The sequence below is a fragment of the Bradyrhizobium sp. SZCCHNRI20481 genome (assembly GCF_032485055.1).
Taxonomy (GTDB): domain Bacteria; phylum Pseudomonadota; class Alphaproteobacteria; order Rhizobiales; family Xanthobacteraceae; genus Bradyrhizobium.
In genome coordinates, this window is the sequence record NZ_JAUEUE010000008.1 from 331329 (window position 1) to 348010 (window position 16682).

16 protein-coding genes are annotated in these 16682 nt (G+C 63.6%); 6 read left to right on the plus strand and 10 right to left on the minus strand.

Annotation, left to right across the window (positions count from 1 at the left end; genetic code table 11):
- Positions 1 to 4: 4 nt before the first annotated feature.
- From QX132_RS15850 to QX132_RS15865, 4 genes are all read right to left on the minus strand, one after another.
- The gene (locus tag QX132_RS15850) at positions 5 to 973 is read right to left on the minus strand and encodes a phytanoyl-CoA dioxygenase family protein (protein ID WP_316161860.1); all 969 of its coding nucleotides are present in this window, start codon (positions 971 to 973) and stop codon (positions 5 to 7) included.
- A 103-nt stretch (positions 974 to 1076) separates the two neighbouring features.
- The gene (locus QX132_RS15855; protein ID WP_315739478.1) at positions 1077 to 1619 is read right to left on the minus strand and encodes a dTDP-4-dehydrorhamnose 3,5-epimerase; all 543 of its coding nucleotides are present in this window, start codon (positions 1617 to 1619) and stop codon (positions 1077 to 1079) included.
- Between the two features lie 41 nt (positions 1620 to 1660).
- Positions 1661 to 2923, minus strand: a complete 1263-nt coding sequence (locus tag QX132_RS15860; RefSeq protein WP_316161862.1) for a class I SAM-dependent methyltransferase — start codon at positions 2921 to 2923, stop codon at positions 1661 to 1663.
- Between the two features lie 52 nt (positions 2924 to 2975).
- A complete protein-coding gene (locus tag QX132_RS15865) occupies positions 2976 to 4013 on the minus strand; it encodes an SDR family oxidoreductase (protein WP_315739475.1) in 1038 nt (345 codons plus the stop codon).
- 380 nt (positions 4014 to 4393) lie between these two features.
- Here QX132_RS15865 and QX132_RS15870 point away from each other — a divergent pair, with 380 nt between their 5' ends.
- Entirely contained in the window at positions 4394 to 5494 is a 1101-nt protein-coding gene (locus QX132_RS15870) for a hypothetical protein (RefSeq protein WP_316161863.1), read from the plus strand.
- Positions 5495 to 5616: 122 nt separating this feature from the next.
- Here the strand turns inward: QX132_RS15870 and QX132_RS15875 are convergent, their stop codons facing one another.
- Both QX132_RS15875 and QX132_RS15880 read right to left on the minus strand, forming a co-directional pair.
- The gene (locus QX132_RS15875) at positions 5617 to 6270 is read right to left on the minus strand and encodes a PIG-L deacetylase family protein (protein ID WP_315739471.1); all 654 of its coding nucleotides are present in this window, start codon (positions 6268 to 6270) and stop codon (positions 5617 to 5619) included.
- A complete protein-coding gene (locus QX132_RS15880; protein WP_315739470.1) occupies positions 6267 to 7064 on the minus strand; it encodes a glucose-1-phosphate cytidylyltransferase in 798 nt (265 codons plus the stop codon). The genes QX132_RS15875 and QX132_RS15880 overlap by 4 nt, the downstream gene beginning before the upstream one ends.
- A gap of 483 nt (positions 7065 to 7547) precedes the next feature.
- On the opposite strand from QX132_RS15880, the gene QX132_RS15885 reads away from it, so the two are divergent.
- The gene (locus QX132_RS15885; protein WP_315758304.1) at positions 7548 to 9020 is read left to right on the plus strand and encodes an undecaprenyl-phosphate glucose phosphotransferase; all 1473 of its coding nucleotides are present in this window, start codon (positions 7548 to 7550) and stop codon (positions 9018 to 9020) included.
- A gap of 221 nt (positions 9021 to 9241) precedes the next feature.
- Here QX132_RS15885 and QX132_RS15890 read toward each other — a convergent pair whose 3' ends face one another.
- The 3 genes from QX132_RS15890 to QX132_RS15900 form a co-directional block, all read right to left on the minus strand.
- Positions 9242 to 9625, minus strand: a complete 384-nt coding sequence (locus QX132_RS15890; RefSeq protein WP_315739468.1) for an H-NS histone family protein — start codon at positions 9623 to 9625, stop codon at positions 9242 to 9244.
- A gap of 923 nt (positions 9626 to 10548) precedes the next feature.
- Positions 10549 to 11007: a hypothetical protein gene (locus QX132_RS15895; RefSeq protein ID WP_315797546.1), complete on the minus strand. Its 459-nt coding sequence runs from the start codon at positions 11005 to 11007 to the stop codon at positions 10549 to 10551.
- Between the two features lie 405 nt (positions 11008 to 11412).
- Positions 11413 to 11682, minus strand: coding sequence for a hypothetical protein (locus QX132_RS15900; protein ID WP_409997705.1), 270 nt, complete (start codon positions 11680 to 11682; stop codon positions 11413 to 11415).
- Positions 11683 to 12086: 404 nt separating this feature from the next.
- Here QX132_RS15900 and QX132_RS15905 point away from each other — a divergent pair, with 404 nt between their 5' ends.
- The 4 genes from QX132_RS15905 to QX132_RS15920 all read left to right on the plus strand — a co-directional run bounded on the left by QX132_RS15905 (position 12087) and on the right by QX132_RS15920 (position 15879).
- Positions 12087 to 13454 (plus strand): polysaccharide biosynthesis/export family protein, encoded by a 1368-nt coding sequence (locus tag QX132_RS15905; protein ID WP_316161876.1) that lies wholly within the window; start codon positions 12087 to 12089, stop codon positions 13452 to 13454.
- A 242-nt stretch (positions 13455 to 13696) separates the two neighbouring features.
- Positions 13697 to 13999, plus strand: a complete 303-nt coding sequence (locus QX132_RS15910; protein ID WP_315758308.1) for a hypothetical protein — start codon at positions 13697 to 13699, stop codon at positions 13997 to 13999.
- A 117-nt stretch (positions 14000 to 14116) separates the two neighbouring features.
- Positions 14117 to 14998 (plus strand): sterol desaturase family protein, encoded by an 882-nt coding sequence (locus QX132_RS15915; RefSeq protein WP_316161865.1) that lies wholly within the window; start codon positions 14117 to 14119, stop codon positions 14996 to 14998.
- A complete protein-coding gene (locus QX132_RS15920; RefSeq protein WP_315739463.1) occupies positions 14995 to 15879 on the plus strand; it encodes an alpha/beta hydrolase family esterase in 885 nt (294 codons plus the stop codon). The genes QX132_RS15915 and QX132_RS15920 overlap by 4 nt, the downstream gene beginning before the upstream one ends.
- 64 nt (positions 15880 to 15943) lie before the next feature.
- Here QX132_RS15920 and QX132_RS15925 read toward each other — a convergent pair whose 3' ends face one another.
- The gene (locus QX132_RS15925; protein WP_315812196.1) at positions 15944 to 16363 is read right to left on the minus strand and encodes a DOPA 4,5-dioxygenase family protein; all 420 of its coding nucleotides are present in this window, start codon (positions 16361 to 16363) and stop codon (positions 15944 to 15946) included.
- Between the last annotated feature and the right edge of the window lie 319 nt (positions 16364 to 16682).

Sequence of the window (16682 nt, forward strand, 5' to 3'; positions counted from 1 at the left end):
TCCGTCAGGCCGATGCCTGCGCGGCATCGGCTGCGAGACCGCCGGTCGCCAGCGGCACGATCGTCGGCCGATAGATCAGATGATCGCGGGGCGCCCCGTCCTGATCATACGGCGCGACGACCTCCTCAGGCAGCCGCGCGAGGTCGGTCACCCGCAGGAAGTCGCGCAGGTTCGTGCCCGTGGACTCCGAGTCGACGTTGACGGCGCCGTGCCTGCCGCTGACGTCGGCAAAATGCACGGTGCGGAAATCGATGCTGAACCGCGTCACGCCCGAGGTATTCGGCACCGACGAATGCAGATGAGCTCCGGAGAAGATCGTGACGCCGCCGCTCGGCGCGATCACCCGGATCTGTGGATCCAGTGCAATCTCCTGCTCCGGCTTCGGCTGCACCCGTGTATCGGTCTTGATGTGCTGCGCCGCCGATGCGCGCGAGGTCCGGTTCCACTCGTAATAGTTATAGTTCCTGGAGCCGTTCTTGATCGCTTCGTCGAAATAGCGCGGGTGAAATGCAAGGCCATTGTCTGGCGCGATGTCATACACCGGCAGCCACCAATTGAGCTGGCACGGCGGCGCCGAGTACCAGGTGTCGCGATGAGGGTGGAATGCGAATGCGATCCCGGTGGTGAGGTAGTCGTCGCTCGTTGCCGACCGCAGCCGCGGCACGTCGAAATAGGTCAGCTCGGGATCGCAGCCAAGCTCGCGGAGCGCTCCCTGCACCAGCTCCTTCGACCGGGCGTGATGAATGAAGAATGGCTTCAGCCTGACGAGAATCTCGACGTAGCGCTCGACAGGAAGCTCGAACTGCGCCGTCCGCGGATCGTAAGGATGAAACGCCTCCTCGATCAGCTCCCTGGCAAACGCGACCAGCGCATCGAGCGAGGGCGTCGGCGAGTACAGGAACAGCGCACCCTCGTACAGTTTCTGGCGCCGCTCGTCATCGGACATGATGGCATCAACGAAAATGTTCGTCATTCCGTGATCCTCCTCGACAAATAGTCAGAACCTTCGAGGCGATCGGGCCGCTCCGGGGCCGCCAGATTCCTCCCCCAAGACACCGAGCTGCCGTCATGCTGCTTCACCACAGCTCCCGCTCAGCAAGCGAGGGCCAGGCGGCATCCTTGGCCGACAACACCGTCACCGGCTGCGGCCATCGGATGCCGATCATCGGATCGTCGTGCCGGAAACCGTCCGAGAGCTCCTCGACATAGTCCTCACCCATCAGATACTCGACCGTCACGTCGTCGGTCAGCGTCTGGAAGCCATGGGCAAAGCCCGCGGGGACGTAGAGCATCCGCGCCGTCGAGGGACCGAGCTCACAGGCATAGACCTCGCCGCGCGTCGCAGAATCCGGTCTGATGTCGACGATGACGTCATGGATCAAGCCGGCGCTGCAGCGGACGATCTTGGCGTCGGGCTTCGGCGCGCGCTGGAAATGCATGCCGCGGACGGTGCCGCGGAGACGGGTCACCGAGCTGTTGCCCTGCACCGGGATAAACGCGACGCCCTGCTCCGCAAAGGTCTTCGCGCACCAAGTCCGCGTGAAGCTGCCGCGCTCGTCGGAGCGAACGGTAAGCTCGATCAGCCGCGCATCCGACCGTCCCAGCTGGACAAACCTCATGGCTCAAAACTCTTCGCGCAATCGTGCGGCAATGCCCTGCTCTACTCCTCGATGGTCGCCTTGGGGACCGGCACGATGAACCGGCCGCCCCAGTCGCGGATGGCCGCCATCTGCGCCTTGATCTCGCTCTTGATGTTCCACGGCAGGATCAGGACGTAGTCGGGCTTGGCTTCGAAGATCGCTTCCGGCGGCAGGATCGGAATGCGAACGCCCGGCATGTAGCGGCCCTGCTTGGACGGGGCGCGATCGACCGTGAAGTCGAGGAAATCGGTGCGGATCCCGCAATAATTGAGCAGCGTCACGCCCTTCGCCGGGGCACCGTAGCCGACGATCTTCTTGTTGTCGCGCTTCAGTGCCGTCAGCAGCTCGAGCAGAGCCCGCTTCGTCTCTTTGACCTGCTCGTTCCAGGCCATGTAGATCGCGTCGTCATGCAACCCATAGGCCCGCTCTCGTGCCAGGACGTCGGCGACGTTCGGGCTCTCCGCATGAGCGGCGCCCTCGTGACAGACGAAGAACCTGATCGAGCCGCCATGCGTTTCCGGGAGCTCGACGTCGAAAACGCGCAAGCCCGCCCGTGCGAAGATGCGCAGGCCCGCGATCAGCGACAGATAGGAGAAATGCTCGTGATAGATGGTGTCGAACTGATGCCGCTGCATCAGGGTCAGCAGGTGCTGGACCTCGAAGGTCGCGACGCCCTCCGGCGCCAGCAGAATTTTGACGCCACCGACGAAGTCATTGATATCAGGAACGTGCGCGAGCACGTTGTTGGCCGTGAGGAGATCGGCCGACCAGCCCTCCTCCCGGAGGCGGGTCGCATAGTTGCGGCCAAAGAACTCGATGCGGGTCTCGATGCCCTTGGTACGTGCAGCCAGCGCAACGCTTTCGCAGGGTTCGACGCCAAGGCAGTCGATCCCCTTCTGGAGGGAGTATTGCAGCAGATACCCGTCATTCGACGCGATCTCGACATGCCGCGAGGCCGGACCGAGCTTGAAGCGATCGGCCATGGCTTCGACGTAGCGCTGCGCGTGCTGGAGCCATGAGGTGGAGTGCGAGGAGAAATAGGCATAGTCGGCGCGGAAGATCTCGGACGCGGCCAGGAGGTCGCGTGTCTGCGCCAGACGGCACTCGCGGCAGACGAAGGTCTCCAGCGGATAGAACGGCTCCGCGCGCATGTAGTTGGCGGGATCGATGTAGTCGTTCGCGACCGGCGAGGCGCCGAGGTCGATCAGCTTGAGGGTCAGGTCGTCGCCGCAGTGCCGGCACTTGGGCGCGACGCCGACGGCGGTGGGAAGGGTCAGTTCCATGGTGTCTCCGTCACTGTCTTTGCCGGCCGAGGCGAACGTCTGCCCGGCGCGATCACGTCCATTGCAGCCTGTCGTTGATCCTGGCCGTCTCCATGTGGTCCTGCAGAACCTTGAGACGGATCAGATCGGACGAGCGAAACTCGGCATCCTTGAACTGCATTCTCTTGAGACCCTCGACCAGGTTCTGGATCGACTGGTCCAGGGTGACCTGCGGTTGATGATCGGGTGCGAGGGAGCGGTACAGGCCGAAATCGACCTTGTAGGAGCGGCTGTCCACGGGCGCGGAGGTGTTGATCGATACGCTGGTCCCGGGCACTCGCGCAGCCACCGCATTGGCGAGATCCTTGACCTGGTAGTTGCGGTCGTCGGAGCCGGCATTGATGGTGAGGAAGCGGCCGCCCGTCGCCGCCGGCCGGTCAATCGCCCAGTCGATCGCCCGCGCCATGTCGGCGACGTCGATCAGAGGGCGCCAGGGGGTGCCGTCGGAGAGCACGCTGATCTGGCGACGGGTGAGCGCGCAGGCCACGAAATCGTTGAGGACGAGGTCGAGCCGCAGCCGATCCGACATGCCGCAGGCCGTCGCAAAGCGCAGACAGGTGATGGTCATGCCGGTGTCGATGGCGGCGAGCTCCTGCTCCGATCCGATCTTCGACTTGGCGTAGGCCGTGATGGGATTGAGCGGATCGCTCTCCTTGCGCGGCGGTCCGTCGGCGATGCCGTAGACGCTGCAGCTCGACGCGAACACGAAATTCTTCACACCAGCCGCCGCAGCCCTCCTGGCGAGCGATACGGTGGCGTTCTGGTTGACGTCGAGCGTCACCTCCTGGAAGCGATTGCCCATCGGATCGTTGGAGATCGCCGCCAGCTGGACCACGGCGTCATAGCCACGGAGGTCAAGCGACATGTCGCGGACGTCGCCATGGATCTGCTCGTCGAGACATCGCTCCGGAACAACCGGCGCTCCGGTCAGGCAGTGCGCGAAATAGGCGTTGTCGAAGCCGTGTAGCGTCGCATCCGGGCGCTGCGCCCGCAGATGCCGCGCGACGACCGGACCCACATAGCCCATGTTTCCGGTGATCAGTACCTTCAAAATCGCACCCTCTATGTCACCAACCAAAACGAGAATTTAAATCACCCTCCAATAGATTATAATTTAATTTTCTAGCCAGCGTCCAGTGAATCCGTCAGCAAGCGACGTCGGCAGCCGTTTTCTCCGGCGCGGCACATAAAACTCCGTGAAAACCCGTGTATTTACCCCGATCCGCCTGATGTCGCGACCATCCGGCCGGCGGGACATCAGGCGCCCTCTTGATTTAATTAATTGGCTCAAATTAAATAACGCCACAAAAGGGACAAATGTTGACCGCAGATCTCGGCAGCTTTAATTCGATCACTGGCAAATGAGGCGTCCCGCGCGGGATGCCCCGCCCGCCTCGATGACGCATTGATTTAAGCATTGAAAGACAGAGCATGACACTATCCGCCGGCGACTGGGTCGAAGTGCGCAGCAAGGAAGAGATCCTGGCCACTCTCGACGCAAACGGGCGCCTGGAAGGGCTGCCGTTCATGCCGCAGATGTTCAAATGGTGCGGTCAACGCTTCCAGGTCTACAAGCGCGCCCACAAGACCTGCGACACGGTCACCGGATACAACACCGGAGAATGGCTCGGCCGGCGCCTTCCCAACGCGGTGCATCTGGAGCACCGCTGTGACGGCGAGGCTTATGGCGGCTGCCAGGCGGCCTGCCTGATCTTCTGGAAGGAGGCGTGGCTCTCCCCGGTGGATGCGACCAAACCCGCGCCGGCCGGCCCGGACCGCGCGGCTGCGCCTCAGCCGTCCGGCGGATGCACGGTGCGCGCGGTGTGGGACGCGACGAAGTCGCCGGATCAGCAGCCGGGAAAAGGCCCGCGCTACGCCTGCCAGGCAACCGAGCTGCCGACCTACACCCAGCCGCTCAAATGGTGGGACGCCCGGCAATACGCTGAGGATGTCGCGTCCGGCAATGTCTCGCTCGCGAAGATGTTGAAGGGCTTTCTCTACTTCGCCTATGTCGGCGCCACCATGGCGCGCCGTCCGCGGCTCGGCCGGCCCGCGCGCTGGATCTACGACCGCATCCAGTCGCTGTGGGACGGCGTCCCGTTTCCGCGCAAGCGCGGAGATCTCCTGACGGACAAGGACGCGCCGATCGCCGATCTCGGGCTGCAGCCCGGCGATCTCGTCCGCGTCCGCCCGCACAAGGACATCCTGGCCACCATCGACAAGCAGACCAACAACCGCGGCATGGGCTTCGACGCCGAGATGGTGCCCTATTGCGGAAAGGTGTTCCGGGTGCGAACGCGCGTCGAGAAGTTCATCGACGAGCGCACCGGCTACATCCGGCGGATGAAGACACCGGCCGTCATTCTCGACGGCGTCTATTGCCAGTCGCGCTACAGCGAGAACCGATTATTCTGCCCGCGCGGCATCTATGCGTGGTGGCGCGAGGTCTGGCTGGAGAAGGTGCCGGCCACCGCAATCGAGCGTCCGCCGGCAGAGGAGATCGTCGAACGTCCCCGACGGGCGGCCGGCTGACTGCCGGCCGCAGCCACGCATCGCGGCCAAGCGCCGATCATCTCCTCGCAGATCGGACATTGCCGATCGGACATTGATGCGTCCGCCGCGAGGACCTCACGGCGAACGGATTCGGCCGCCGTTCACCCCAAGGACAGCTTGCGCACGACGAATGCCTCGGCATAGCGCTCGGCGGCGCGGCATTCCATGCCCCGCAGTCGCGCCAGTCCCATGAACGTTTCCGGGTCGAACCATTGCTTGGAGCGCTGGCTGCCGAAATGCGCCATCAGCAGCGCGACCTTCCGCTTCATGATCCGCTCGGAGACGGGCATGTAGACATTTGGCCGTCCGAGATCGCCGTCCCATTTCGGAATCTCGTACTCCAGCACGAGATGATCGCGGAACGTGTTCCAGACCAGGCGGTTGACCTGCCGATGATCCTGATGGGCGTCGTCGCGGCGGTGAGCGAGAATGACGTCCGGGTTGATCCGGCCCTTGAGCTGCTCGAACCAGGCCTTGATCTCCTCCCCCTGCTCGGGGAAGAAGCCGTCGCGGAACTGCATGATCTCGAGATTGCGGCCGGCGGCTTCGGCAAGGAAGTCGTCGGCAGACGCCCGCGCCTCGACGCCGCGCTCGCCATTGCCGCTGAGCACGCACCAATGAACATCCAGGCGGACGCCCTGGTCGAGCCAGGACAGCAGCGTGCCTCCGGCCCCGATCTCGATGTCGTCGGAGTGCGCGCCGAGACACAGGACCGACAGCCGGTCGCCGCGACCGGCGAGCTGCAGGGCCCTCATCCGTTCACCACCGCCGGAAGGTTGGCGCCGAGCTGCCAGGGCGTGTCGCCGCGCTCGATCATCTCCTCGAGCACCTGGCGGTCACGGAGCGTGTCCATGGCGCGCCAGAACCCTTCGTAGCGATAGGCCATCAGCTCGCCGCGGTCGATCAGCCGCTTGAACGGCTGCACGACGAGCTCATCACCCTCGTCGATATAGTCGAATATCTCCTTGCGGAAGATGAAGTAGCCGCCGTTGATCCAGATGTTGGAATCGTTGCTCGCTGCCATGCGGCCCACGGTGCCGTCGGCGTCGAATTCGGCGAGGTGAAAGCTGATCGGCGGGTGGATGGCGATGAAGCAGCCGATCTTCCCGCTGCGCTTGAAACGATCGATCATCTCCGGCAGCGGCGCGTCCGTCAGGCCGTCGCTGTAGTTGGCGAGAAAGATCTCCTCGCCCTCGACCATGTGCCGGACCGCCCGCAGTCGCTGGCCGATGTTGCGCCAGATGCCGGTGTCGACCAACGAAACCCGCCAATCCGGGGGGCGATCGCCCAGCAGCTCGACCTTCTTGCCGAACTGCGAGATCGTGCAGTCGGTGGTGGACGCCTGATTGTAGTTCAGGAAATAGTCCTTCACCACATTGGCCTTGTAGCCCAGGCACAGAACGAAATCCCGGTGCCCGTACTGGCTGTAATACTGCATGACGTGCCAGAGGATCGGCTGGTGGCCGATCGGAATCATCGGCTTCGGAATGCTCTCGGAATATTCCCGGATCCGCGTCCCGAGCCCTCCACAGAACAATACGACCTTCATGGCGCGACGTCCTTCGGGTTCTCAATCTTTGAAATGAGCATCATAATCTTCCAATCTCGCCGGCCGGCCTCGAAGACAGCTCGCCGCGCCCTCGCTTCGCCCTCCCGGCTGCACGAGGAAAACCTCCCCCTGCATTCGGTCGGCTGCGGACGCGTCACCCGCGTCGCGGGCGCCCGGCACCGGATTAATAATCCAATTATATCTCTTTTTAAATGCCATTCTTGGCCGCCCGCATTGAAATATCCGTTTCACGAACATTAAATCGTCACGCGGGCATTGCCAGGACCGACTTGGAGGGGGCGAGCGGCCTCGTTTCCGTCCTCCAGAACCGGCATTCCGGCGTCACCGGCCTCGCCGCGGTATCGGGAGATGTCCGACGGCGCGAATAAATCCCAATGGCAGTTTTTAATTGTTTAAATTAAATGCCAAAACATATAATGACGGCTAATCGCTATTTAACCGAGTTTCGAACACCGACATCCCATGCATTACGTGGATCAGCCCAAGACTCTCGATCGAAATGGCATGCCGGCCGTCCTCTTGGAACGACAATTCCAAGGGCGGAAATGGCCCGTCCACTACGACTCGGTGGAGCCCTTCGCGATCGCGGCGGACATTGCAACGATTACCATGTCGAGCGTCCTGTCCGGGTTTCTGTATCATCTGCAGGATCCGGCGGGAGCCAACGACGTCAGTAAATCGCTCGGATTGGCGATCCTCGTGTCGGCGCTGTTCGTCTCGCTGATGAAGATCCGCGGGATGTACCGGCCGGCCGAGCTCCTGATCCTGCCGCGCCAGATCCGCGCGGCCTGCCTGACCTGGGTCACGGCGTTCCTCGTGCTGGCCGGCGCGCTGTTCGCGCTCAAGATCGGGAGCGAATTCTCGCGCGGCACCAGCATCGTATTCGCGATGTTCGGGCTCGCGGCGCTGATCCTGCATCGCCGCACCACCGCATATCTGCTGGCAAAGGGGCTGGCGGAGAGACGATTTTCCGGCCGAAACATCGTTCTGATCACCGATGAAGCAAGCAAGGACAACGCCGGGCTGACCCAGGTGCTCACCGACACCGGCTTTCGCGTCCAGCGACACTTCCTGCTTCCTGAGCCCGACGCGGATCCGGATCAGCGGCAGCGGATCGTTTCGAGCGTGATCGATTATGTGCGCGGCTCCGATATCGAAGAGATCGTCGTTGGCGCCAATCCCGAACCCTGGTCCGATCTGCGAACGCTCGGCGCGGAGCTGAGAGTCCTGCCGTTTCCAGTGAGTTTCGTGCCGGTCGGAACGGCTTCGGACATCTTCAAGCGGCCGTGCCGCGAACTCGGCAATGCGGTCTGCATCGAGCTGCAGCGCGGCCTGCTGAGCCCGCTCGAACACGCCACCAAGCGGCTCATGGACGTCATGCTGGCGGGCATCGCGCTGGCATTGATGTCGCCGCTGCTCCTGCTGGTGGCGATCGCCATCAAGCTCGACTCGGCCGGGCCGGTGCTGTTCCGGCAGCAACGCTGCGGATTCAACGGCCGATCTTTTCAGATCTACAAGTTTCGCACGATGTCCGTTCTCGAGGACGGGCCTTCGATCGTCCAGGCCCAGATCGGCGACAGCCGGTTCACCCGGCTCGGGACCTGGCTGCGCCGGACCAGCATCGATGAGCTGCCGCAGTTGCTCAACGTCCTGGACGGCAGCATGTCCCTGGTCGGCCCCCGCCCCCACGCATTGGCGCACGACAACGAATTCGACAAGCTCGTGCGCAACTACGCGTTCCGTCGCCGTGTCAAGCCCGGACTGACCGGCTGGGCGCAGGTGCATGGCTGCCGCGGCCCCACGCCCACGCGTGCGTCGATCGAACAGCGCGTCGAATTCGACCTCTGGTACATCGACAATTGGAGCCTGTCGCTCGACGTCGCGATCCTGCTGAGGACGCCGATCGAGCTGATCCGCGGCAACAATGCCTATTAGGCGCATTCGCAACAGATGATGATCGCGAGCCAATCGGCGGAGCCGTGCGGGGCAGATCGGACGGGCCCACTTCGGTCAGGTCTTGATCGGCGGATCGCGACGTTGCGGCGTCAAACCGCTCACATGTCGTTCGTGGATGCTGAGAGGGCGAATCAGGCCCAGTATCGACGCGCAGCGTCGCTCAACTATCGGCTCGGCGAGCTTGATTGAAGCTACCCCGATCAGGCGCGCTGACGGCGACTTTTCGAAGCGCCAGCCCCATTGATCGCAAATTCCTCGATCCGATGCCCGGTCTTGATCGCCGCCACCAGCCAACGCGGCTGCTTGCCTCGGCCGGACCAGGTCTCGGAGGTCTGTGGGTTGCGATACTTCGGCAGGACCCGGGGATATTTCCGCCGCGCCTTGCCGCTGGTGGTGTAGGACTGCCCACCCTCGCTGCCGGCGCCTTCGATGGCACCGCGGCTGCGGTTGAGAACCGCCAGACGACGTTCGAGTTCGCGCTTCTCCGACGTGATCCTCACAGCGAGGATCTGACTGATCTGCTCATGGAGAGACCAGAGGTCATCGAAAGACATCGCCTCGAAATCGATCTTCTTGGTGGACATGCAGCGACCTTTGTCTGTGATCTCTATCCTGCCGAATTAACGTCATATAATTCGGTATTTCGTTCCGCAAGTGGCTCACGCTCGGAAAAACTGAATATTTGAGTTTATACCAATCCGGCTAGACCTAATGGTTGTAACTCAAACAATTATCAACCCGCAACCCCCTTTTCCGAAATTATGTCGCACCGCCCCCAGATTGTGGCAACATTCGTCTGCACGCTGGAAGAAGTCGCCGAATCAACACGATTTGCAACGGATTCGCTGCTTATTGAGGCAAGATCGCGTCAAAGTGACGTAGGTTTGATGATCAAACGGTGCCGAATTCGGTCGCTGAACATTTTCACCGCGCCATGTTTTTCAAAGCTGCCGCGAGGGCTTACAACCTATTTGGGCGAGCACCCCGATAACCCGGATCGAGATATTTTTGCATGCGCACAAAATGTCGCGAGCTGGTTTAATTGAGCCCGCATCGTGAACATGCCGCAAAGCCGCCGACATCGATTCGGCGAATCAAGCGCCTTCGCCAAACACGGGATCCTTCAGGCGCGCTCATGCGAATCAGACTCAAACACGTCGCGCCGACGGCATCCGGGGTCGCGCGGCGTGAGACAGGCACACCACCGGCAGCGGAAACTGACTGCCGCGCGATCGGCTGTGGCGTGGAGGACGGCTGCGATCACCCGGCGGCCCGATCCTCCGCCCACCGGTGACATGGGTTCCGGCCGGCACCGTCTCGGGGCGCCGTCTTTGCGCGATACGACGGCTGAAGAACGCCCGGATGACGTCCGGCCGTCGCTGCCAGCGACAGCAGCACTGGGCGATCTGATGCGCCGTCGGGGTCGATGCTGAGCGGCCGTCGCCTCGCGCCGGCAACCGGCGCGACCATGACGGCCGGCCGCCGCGCCGATCAATTTCCGATGCGATTATTTCTGCTGCCTGGTCCGACCCGGCACCGCCGGCTGGGGCGCGATCAAATGAGCCGTCCCGCGGCGGCGCCGCGTGGCCATCGGGCGACGCCTGGGAGCCGCGGACTTCTTCGCGCGCTTGCCCAGGCTGCTGCTGATGGATTGGATCTCCTCGAGCAGGGCATCACAAAGCTCGATCTGAGACCGCAGCGCGGATTGCGGCGAACGGCCCGACGATGGCCGGCCGAAACGTGATTTCGCAAGGCGCATCTTATTCAGCGATTTCAGGACAGCATTCAGAGCGCCACCGCCGCCATCCGTCTCAATATCCTCGATCAACGCGGTACCAAGCTCGTCACACAAGGACGGACCCCACTCATTGGCGAGTTTTGAGGGATTTTTCTCGAGTTCCGGCAAACCGTCATCGCGACGATGCACGGATTCGATTTTAGAAATTAAATTAACCACTCGCGACAAGTTAATTTACCATCTGACAGCAAGACATTAAATACTTCTGGCACTCGCTACGGTTTGCAGTAAAATGCTACCGCATTGCCAGAAAGGACTTATTAAGCACCTTTGGTCCGGTACAATTGAAGCTTTAGTTTGTTCAGTCTACCGTTTTATGTCTCCGACCGCGCGGAATCGTCTGGACACGATTAATTTAATTTCAGATCACGTAAAAAACACGGTGCGGAACTGCCCATTTAATCGTCCGCGCGATGATCGACACTCCCGAACACGGCTGGGGCGGGCGCCAGCCGTCGAAACGAGCACGGCCCGCATCAGCCATCGCGGCCGCCATCTTGCGCCAAGCTTGACCATGAAGCGGCCGAGCGGAGCGTCCGGCGCCCTTCGGAGACGCCGAGGAAGGGGCCGGGGTTACCACACCATGGGCCGTTCCGGCGCTCCGCACACCAGCGCGCGGCGGTACAGCACGCCCCGGGGCGTCTGGACGGCGACACGCCGAATGCACCCGGGATGAATCGCGAGATTGTAATGAAACGGAGTGGCCTCGAATGCCCCGTGCAGCCGGCAGAGTCTGCTGAGATCCGGCCCGCACTCCGTCAGCGGATAGAGGCCGCGCGCGGACGCGGGATCGGATAGGCCCGTGAAGGCGATCGCGAAAGCAGCTGCGGCGATCCTGATCACGTTCGACAATTGCGTGCTCCGTTGCAAAGAGCCTCAAGGGCTGGCGCAGCAGCATAGACTTGATCGGCGGCCTTGGACAGCCGGCCGCCCGCTTGCGGTCCCGGCGCCCCGTCCGACGGCCTTGGCTCACCGACTCGTTGCGCGGCCTGCGATGTCGTCGCCCCCTGCCTGAGCGAAGCGACTCAGGCTAACCGTTGCGCAACGGCTTTGTGCTTAAAATTGCTGGGCTCCTGTTAGGTCGAACGGATCATCCGTCCACCATGGACCTCCGGCGGAGTTGACAGCTCGTTGCGGTAATATGGTAAGGTAAGACTGTGACCTAATTGGCACGGCCGGGTAAAAGCGGACCACCCCGCACGGCGGTGCGCTTTCGTCCAGTATGGCCGCCGGGTAGGTTGAAATATGTGGGACGTTCTCCCTTCTTGGTGGAGGGAGCAGCGTGGGGAAACGTATTTTTGCTGTATTCGGGGATGGGTTTGAAGGCCTTGATCAATCCGCGCGGGTCGACCGGCGGCGGGGGGTCTCCTGTGCGCAACAGCGCAGCGGACCCGAGCGGCTTTCATAGCCTTTGCCGTGGCTCGCGCGCGCTCCTAACTCTGGTGATCTTGGCGCTTCTGCCAGCTTGTTCCTTGCTCCCCGGAACAGGACCGACCAGCGACGCAGTGAACGACAACGCCACGGCCAGCGTGCGGTCGAACACGGCGCTTCCCTATGCGCTGGTCGACATCAGCCCCGAGACGATCGGCTTCCTGTCGCAGCCCAACATGGTCACGTTCCAGGGCGTGTTTCCGGACAAGCGGCCGAAGCCGGTGCAGGTCGCCGGCATCGGCGACGTGCTGAACGTTTCCATTTTCGAAGCCGCCCCAGGCGGACTGTTCACGCCGCCCACGGCCGCCGGCGCCCGCCCGGGCAACTTCGTGGATCTGCCGGCGCAGGCGGTAGACCAGCAAGGCAATATCCGCGTTCCCTATGCGGGCGAGATCGCCGCCGCCGGCCGGACTCTGCCGCAGATCGAGCAGGACATCGTCTTCCGGCTCCAGAAGCGCGCCCTCGAGCCGCAGGTCGTCGTCAGCCTGAACCAGCAGCATTCCAGCGTGGTCAGCGTGCTCGGCGACGTCAATACGCCGGGCGTGCTGGCCCTCAACAGCGTGGGCGAACGCCTGCTGGCGGTGATTGCACGTGCGGGCGGCCCGAAGCACGAGGCCATCGAAAGCTACGTGACCCTGCAGCGGGACGGCAAACGTGTGCGCGTGCTGCTCAGCCGCGTGGTGCAGGATCCGCGCGAGAACATCTTCATCCGCCCGAACGACGTCGTCTACATCACGCGGGAATCCCCCACCTTCACGGCCCTCGGCGCCCTCAATCAGAACGTCTTCGGCTTCAATTCCGAGATTTCGTTCGATACAGAGACGCTGACGCTGGCCCAGGCGATCGGCAAGGCGGGCGGCCTGAACGATCAGCAATCGGATCCAGCCGAGGTCTTCCTCTATCGCTACGAGGAACGCCCGCTGCTGCAGAAGCTCGGCATCGATACCAGCCGTTTCATCTACGACCGCATTCCGACCATCTACCACGTCAACCTGCGCGACCCCTCCGGCATGCTGCTGGCCTCGGGCTTCCAGATGCGCAGCAAGGACGTGATGTACGTCGCCAACGCCAAGGTCGTCGATTACTACAAGCTGCTGACCCTGATCAACAACACGGCGACAACCACGTCCAACACGGCCACGGCGGTGATCAACGTCAACACGGCGACGAAGACCAGGTGGTGAAGCACACCGACGGGCCGGTAGCGGCCTGAACAGGCGCCGGAACGTCGAGGGTGCGGCTGGACCAGAGCCCGCCGCGCCGCTCGATGTTGCGGTATCGGACGGCGATCGCGTGACAAGCCGTTACAATCCGGCCAATCACCGCGACCAAACGACACCGGCGGTGCATCCGCCCGCGACATCCAACGCACAGTATCCCTCTGCAGGCGACGCGATCGCCGGCGCGAACGAATTGGGAGACTGACGTGAAGACATCCATCGCGACCTTTTTGCTCGTGGCAGTCCTTTCGGCGGCAGCCGCGGTCGACGCGAATGCCTGGACCCGCAGCGGCTCGGTCGCCGGACCGCGCGGCACCACCTCATTTGGCGGCTCCGGCAGCTGCTCCGGCGGCGCCTGCGCCTGGCAGGGTGGCGGCACAGGTCCCGCCGGCCGCAGCTGGTCGCGCTCCGGCTCCGCGAGCTGCAGTGACGGCAGCTGCACCCGGCAGGGCCAGGGCACGGGACCGCGCGGCAACTCCTACAGTTACAGCCGCACCGTCACGCGCTGAACGGACGCCGTAGCGTTGCTGCTCGCGGCCTCCCTGAAGCATCGATGTCGCCGGTCCGCCTGCCTCTCCGGGGCGGACCGGCGCGCCGCCTCCATTCGATGAGGCCGGATGCGCGCCATGCCCATCTTCTCTTCCCTACCGCCGTCGACGCGCATGATCGTGCTGCTGACGGCGCTCGGCTTCATGACGCTGGAATATGGGCTCGGCCGGCTAGCAGGCCGCGAGACTCACGACCTGCGCGAGACCGCAGCCTCGTTCGCCATCGCGATCGGACAGCATCTGATCCGCGCAATGGTCGCGCTCGTCGCGGCCTTTCCCTTCACCATCGCCTATCGCCACAGGATCTTCGATTTCGACGCGAGCCGGCCGCTCGCCCTGCTCGCATTGTTTCTCGCCAGCGAGTTCGTCTACTACTGGCACCATCGCGCCTCGCATCGGGTTCGCTGGCTGTGGGCCACGCATGCCGTGCACCACTCTTCGACGCATCTGAACCTGACCGCCGCCATTCGTCTCGGCTGGACGAGCGAGGTCTCCGGTCATGTCCTGTTCTATCTGCCGCTGGCGCTGCTCGGCTTCCATCCGCTCGCCATCATCGGCATGCTCGGCGTCAATCTGCTCTACCAGTTCTTCATCCATACCGAGCTCGCGCCGCATCTCGGTCCACTCGAATATGTGCTGAACACGCCGCGACATCACCGCGTCCACCACGCAGCCAACGAGTCCTGTCTCGATCGCAACTATGGCGGCGTGCTCATCATTTTCGACCGGCTGTTCGGTAGCTTCGCCGAGGCCCCGGCCGGCGAAACCTTGCGCTACGGCCTCGTCGGCGTTGCGCCGAGCTTCAATCCGTTGCGGATCGCATTTGGCGAATGGATTGCGATCGCCCGCGACCTCGCGGCAGCCCGGAGCTGGGCGATGCGGCTGCGCGTGCTGGCCGCCGCGCCCGGACAGAAGCCCCACCGCGGGGAGTCACCCGACAGCCGAGAAGGATGCTCATGACGTCACATCTCCGATCGTTCATGGCCGCCATGGCAGCGGCTCTGTTCGTCTCGACCACGGCGGTCGCCGCGGAGCGCGGCATCACCATCGACACAAGCGATGGTCCGCGTCATGCGATGGTGATGACCACGGGCAAGACGCCGCAGCCGACTGTGATCGTGCTCCATGGCGCGCTCGGCAGCGGCGCCGGCGCCGCGCGCACGACCGGTTTTGCCGAAGCCGCGAGAGCTCATGGCTTCGCCGCGGTCTTTCCCGATGGCCTCGACCGGCAATGGAACGACGGCCGCTCCGGCGGTCCCGATGATGTCGGCTTCATCCGCGCCTTGGTGCGGCACCTCGTCGCCGACGGTACGGCCGCCCCCCGGCGCATCTATCTTGCCGGCATTTCGAATGGCGGCATGATGAGCTTCACCCTGGCCTGCAAGGCGCCGGAGCTGTTTGCCGGGATCGGCACGGTGATCGCCAACATGCCGGATGGCACCGCGCCCTGCGCCGCGCGGCCGGTGCCGGTGGTCATGATCAACGGCACGGCTGATCCGATGGTGCCCTATCGCGGCGGCGAGGTCGGGCTGCGCGGCGGGCGCGGCCGGGTGTGGAGCGCTGAAAAGACGGCGGAGTTCTTTGCGCGGCGCGACGGCTGCGGCGTGCGCCAGGCCGCGGCGCTGCCGCATCGGGATCTCGCCAGCGACACCTCCGTCACGCAACTCAGCTGGCGCGATTGCCAAGTGATCGGCGGCGTGTCGCTGTATCGCGTCGAAGGTGGCGGACATGCCCTGCCCGGCCGCCGCCCGCTGGCGCCGCGCCTGCTAGGCCCGAGCAATTTCGACATCGATGCCGCCGAGGTCATTCTCCGCGCGTTCGATCTCGCGCGCACGCTGTAGTCCGGCAAGTCCGCCCAGGCTCCGACCGTACGGAGACGGCGCGGCCACCAGTGCGCGCGCGAGCTCAGGCGGCGATCGTCGGCGTGGTGTTCGGCTCGCGCGGCAGCTCTGCCTCGCCGTGCGAGGGAAGATTCTCGCCGCGGATGCCGAGCGGCTGTCCGATCCACAACGCGTGCGCGGTGTGATCGGCCAACGGCTCCGTCGTATTCGGATGCACCAGCACGCTGAGGCGGCCATGATTGAGCATCAGCCATGGCACCAGCACTGGAAACACGTCGACCGCGAAGGCGACTTGATACATCGGCCGCTCGTGAGGCCCGACCAGCGCGTCATGCCAACGCCCGAGCGTCACAAGGAAGCGGTCGGCAATCCACTGCCGCAGCTGCGCGGCTTCGGCCCGAGTGACATCATCGAAATAGATGTGGGCATGAAAGCTCGCAATTGCGCTCAGGCGATACGGCTGCCCCGCCGAGGTCGTCTCCATCCGCGCCTCTCGATCATTTTCAATCGCGTTGGCCGCGCGGGCGAACCGATGCGGCATGGTCATCCTAGCATCGCTAGCCCGACCTCAGTCGCGGCGCGAGTCATCGGCGGCGGACTCTGGCCTCGAGAGCTCCGCGGGGCTCGAGCTTCGACCCCGGCAGCATGTCGCCGCCCGAGCTGACGCACCAAGACAAACGACAACGCCGCGCTGAGGTTTCAGCGCGGCGTTGTTGTTGTTGGGGAGTGAAGAGGGGATGTCCTTTGCAGGCCTGGCAGCGACCTACTCTCCCAGGGCTTGAGCCATAGTACCATTGGCGCTG

What these genes read in the sequence shown, in the direction of transcription:
- QX132_RS15850 (WP_316161860.1), bottom strand. Translation starts at nt 973, where the DNA reads ATGACGAACATTTTCGTTGATGCCATCATGTCCGATGACGAGCGGCGC.
- QX132_RS15855 (WP_315739478.1), bottom strand. Translation starts at nt 1,619, where the DNA reads ATGAGGTTTGTCCAGCTGGGACGGTCGGATGCGCGGCTGATCGAGCTT.
- QX132_RS15860 (WP_316161862.1), bottom strand. Translation starts at nt 2,923, where the DNA reads ATGGAACTGACCCTTCCCACCGCCGTCGGCGTCGCGCCCAAGTGCCGG.
- QX132_RS15870 (WP_316161863.1), top strand. Translation starts at nt 4,394, where the DNA reads ATGACACTATCCGCCGGCGACTGGGTCGAAGTGCGCAGCAAGGAAGAG.
- QX132_RS15875 (WP_315739471.1), bottom strand. Translation starts at nt 6,270, where the DNA reads ATGAGGGCCCTGCAGCTCGCCGGTCGCGGCGACCGGCTGTCGGTCCTG.
- QX132_RS15880 (WP_315739470.1), bottom strand. Translation starts at nt 7,064, where the DNA reads ATGAAGGTCGTATTGTTCTGTGGAGGGCTCGGGACGCGGATCCGGGAA.
- QX132_RS15885 (WP_315758304.1), top strand. Translation starts at nt 7,548, where the DNA reads ATGCATTACGTGGATCAGCCCAAGACTCTCGATCGAAATGGCATGCCG.
- QX132_RS15890 (WP_315739468.1), bottom strand. Translation starts at nt 9,625, where the DNA reads ATGTCCACCAAGAAGATCGATTTCGAGGCGATGTCTTTCGATGACCTC.
- QX132_RS15915 (WP_316161865.1), top strand. Translation starts at nt 14,117, where the DNA reads ATGCCCATCTTCTCTTCCCTACCGCCGTCGACGCGCATGATCGTGCTG.
- QX132_RS15920 (WP_315739463.1), top strand. Translation starts at nt 14,995, where the DNA reads ATGACGTCACATCTCCGATCGTTCATGGCCGCCATGGCAGCGGCTCTG.
- QX132_RS15925 (WP_315812196.1), bottom strand. Translation starts at nt 16,363, where the DNA reads ATGGAGACGACCTCGGCGGGGCAGCCGTATCGCCTGAGCGCAATTGCG.